A 3,181-nucleotide genomic window follows, 5' to 3' on the forward strand; every position below is an offset into this window, starting at 1 on the left:
GCGGGCCGCGTCCAGCGAGTCGGGGCCGGTGACGACGAGGTCGGCGTCGGCCGGATCGCCGCCGATCTCGACGGCCACCCCGACGGACGAACAGGCGAGCAGCCAGACGGCGCTCTGCCAGTGCGCCGGGAGCAGCAGCGCGAGCCGGTCGCCCGGCCCGGCGGCGAGATCGCCTTGCAGCAGATTGGCGGTCTTGGACACCCAATTGGCCAGCGTGACGGCGGACAATTCGACGCGTTCACCGGTGGCGTCGTCGTAGAAGGTGACCAAGGGGCGGGCCGGGTCCGTGGCGAGAGCGGATCGCAGCAGGTCGGCAGGGGTACGGTCGCTGGCGTTCACCCGGGAAAGGGTACGCCGCGCGCGGGCGGCCCCACCGCCGTACCGGTGACGGCATACACCGGTTGGACCGACGGACCGTCAATTTTCCGGGCGGCGGCGACGGCGGGACGCCCCCAAGATCATTCACATGCGTGCCTACCTTGCAACCCCGCTCGGCGTCGCCTGCACCGCCGCCCTGGTCCTGCCCCTCTCGATGACGCCCGGCTCCGCCACAGCCGCGTCCGCGCCCGCCGCCACCACGAAGGCTGCGGAGGCCGCGATCCCCGGCTCGACGCGGTCGCTGCCACTGGTCCCGCTCGGCGGCGCCCGCTCGCTGGCGACGGCCTCCGAGCAGGGGCTCGCCCGCGACAACGTCAAGCCGTTCTCGCTGGTCGGTGTGGTCTGGGACGACGCGGACGCACCGCTCAACGGCACCGTCCAGATCCGCACCCGGGCGGCCGGGACGCAGCGCTGGTCCGCCTGGCAGGACCTGGAGACGCACAACCAGGAACACGGCGCCGACGTCGGCACACCGGAGCGCGGCGCACCCGACGTGCACGGCTCGACGGCGCCGCTCTGGGTCGGCGACTCCGACGGCGTCCAGATCCGGGTACTGGCCGAAGAGGAGCCGCGGGCGGAGGGCCCCGACGGCACGATCGGCGCGCACACCGTGCTGCCGCAGGGGCTGCGCCTGGAACTCGTCGACCCGGGCAAGGAGCCCGCCCCCGAGGAGAACGCGGGTCCCGGCGTGACCGAAGTGCCCGCGCTGACCAAGGCGCAGACGGAGGCCGACGCGAAGGTGTCGGGTGACGCGCCGTCCGACGTCGTCAGGCCGTACCTGGGCCCGCGGCCGCGCATCGTCACCCGCAAGGGGTGGGGCGCGGACGAGACGCTGCGCGAGAAGGGCGCGGGCTACACGGGCCCGGTGAAGGTGGCCTTCGTGCACCACAGCGCGACCGGCGACAACTACACCTGCGAAGAGGCGCCGACGGTGCTGCGCAGCATCTACCGCTACCACGTGAAGAGCAGCGGGTGGCGGGACATCGGCTACAACTTCGCCGTCGACAAGTGCGGAACCATCTACGAGGGCCGGTCGGGCGGGGTGGCCAAGGCGGTCATGGGCGCGCACACGCTGGGCTTCAACAGCGACAGCACGGGCATCGCGGTCCTCGGCTCGTACGACACGACGGCGCCGCCCGCCGCCGTCACGACCGCCCTGGCCAAGCTCACCGCCTGGAAGCTCGGACTGTACGGAGGCAACCCTGAGGGCGAGGTGACCGTCACTTCCCAGGGCGGCGGCAAGTACGCGAAGGGGAAGCAGGTCAGCCTCAACACCCTCTCGGGCCACCGGGACGGGTTCATCACCGAATGCCCGGGGACCCAGCTCTACAAGAAGCTCGGCGAGATCAGGAAGCTGGCGGCGACCGACCAGGGTCGCTGATTGTGCGAATGTACGGCTGTACGGATATGTGAAGGCGGCTGCGCGCACGCACCGCCCCGGCCTCGGTCCCGGCCCCGGCAGGAAGCAGAGAGACGACACGTGACAGAAGCGATCCTCCTGGTCGGCGGCAAGGGCACCCGGCTGCGGCCGCTCACGGTGCGCACCCCCAAACCGATGCTGCCGGCGGCGGGCGTGCCGTTCCTCACGCACCAGCTGGCGCGGGCGCGCGCGGCCGGCGTCGAACACATCGTCCTCGCGACGTCGTACCTGGCGGAGGTGTTCGAACCGTACTTCGGTGACGGTTCGGCGCTCGGACTGAGCCTGGAGTACGTCACCGAGCGCGAGCCGCTCGGTACGGGAGGCGCGATACGCAACGTCGCCTCCCGGCTGACGTCGGGCCCCGACGAACCGGTCCTGATCTTCAACGGGGACATCCTGACCGGCCTCGACATCGACGCGCTGGTCCGTACCCACGCGACGTCCGGCGCGGATGTCTCGCTGCACCTGACCCGGGTCGAGGACCCGCGCGCCTTCGGTCTGGTGCCGACGGACGCGGCGGGCCGGGTGACGGCGTTCCTGGAGAAGCCCCAGACGCCGGAGGAGATCGTCACCGACCAGATCAACGCGGGCGCTTACGTGTTCCGCCGCTCGGTGATCGACGCGATCCCGGCGGGCCGGCCGGTCTCGGTGGAACGCGAGACGTTCCCCGACCTGCTGGCGGCGGGCGCGCATCTGCAGGGCATGGTCGACTCCACGTACTGGCTGGACCTGGGGACCCCCCAGGCCTTCGTGCAGGGCTCGGCCGACCTGGTCCTGGGCCGCGCCCCGTCCCCCGCGGTCCCGGGCCGCTGCGGCGACCGCCTGATCCTCCCGACGGCGTCGGTGGCCCCGGACGCGAAACTGACGGGCGGCACGGTGGTGGGCGAGGGAGCCCACATCGGCGCGGGCGCCCGCATCACGGGCAGCACGATCCTGGACAACGCGGTGGTCGAACCGGGCGCGGTCGTCACCGACTCCCTGATCGGCGCGGCGTCGTACGTGGGGGCGCGGACGATGCTGTCGGGGGTGGTGGTCGGCGACGGCGCGCGTGTGGGTGCGGACAACGAACTGAGGGAGGGAGCCCGCGTCTGGTGCGACGCGAACCTCCCCGCGGCGTCGATCCGCTTCTCGTCGGACGAGTAGCGGCCCCGGGCCGTGGCGGCGGGGCTGGGCGTGTTGTTCTCCCCTACCCCGCCCCTTCCCGAAACCGGGGCCGGCCCCGGACCCCGGCGGGAGCCTGGGCGGCGGGCCGCCCAGGCGCGAGCTTCGCCGGGGTGCGGCTCCGTCGAGCCGGTCAACGGGCAGGCCAGGGCGGGTTCTCGCGGGCTGGTGCGCGCGTTCGCGCGGCGAAGCTCGTGCACGCGGCTGCCGCTTCGGCGGTTC

At 72.9% G+C, this 3,181-nt stretch carries 3 protein-coding genes; 2 read left to right on the plus strand and 1 reads right to left on the minus strand.

What is annotated here, in order from left to right; translation table 11 throughout:
* Positions 1 to 339: TIGR03089 family protein (locus HY68_RS45150; protein ID WP_041989032.1), on the minus strand; the 339-nt coding region annotated here is incomplete at its 3' end.
* 127 nt (positions 340 to 466) lie between these two features.
* Between HY68_RS45150 and HY68_RS15105 the strand changes: the two genes are divergently transcribed.
* Together HY68_RS15105 and HY68_RS15110 are read left to right on the plus strand one after the other, a co-directional pair.
* Positions 467 to 1,759, plus strand: coding sequence for a peptidoglycan recognition protein (locus tag HY68_RS15105; RefSeq protein WP_041989034.1), 1,293 nt, complete (start codon positions 467 to 469; stop codon positions 1,757 to 1,759).
* Between the two features lie 99 nt (positions 1,760 to 1,858).
* Positions 1,859 to 2,941 carry an NDP-sugar synthase gene (locus tag HY68_RS15110; RefSeq protein ID WP_041989036.1) on the plus strand — a complete coding sequence of 361 codons (1,083 nt, stop codon included), beginning with the start codon at positions 1,859 to 1,861 and terminating at the stop codon, positions 2,939 to 2,941.
* Positions 2,942 to 3,181 lie beyond the last annotated feature (240 nt).

This window comes from Streptomyces sp. AcH 505, assembly GCF_000818175.1.
GTDB lineage: Bacteria > Actinomycetota > Actinomycetes > Streptomycetales > Streptomycetaceae > Streptomyces.

Excerpts from the sequence above, each read along its gene's own strand:
- HY68_RS15105 (WP_041989034.1), top strand. The coding sequence starts at position 467 with ATGCGTGCCTACCTTGCAACCCCGCTCGGCGTCGCCTGCACCGCCGCC.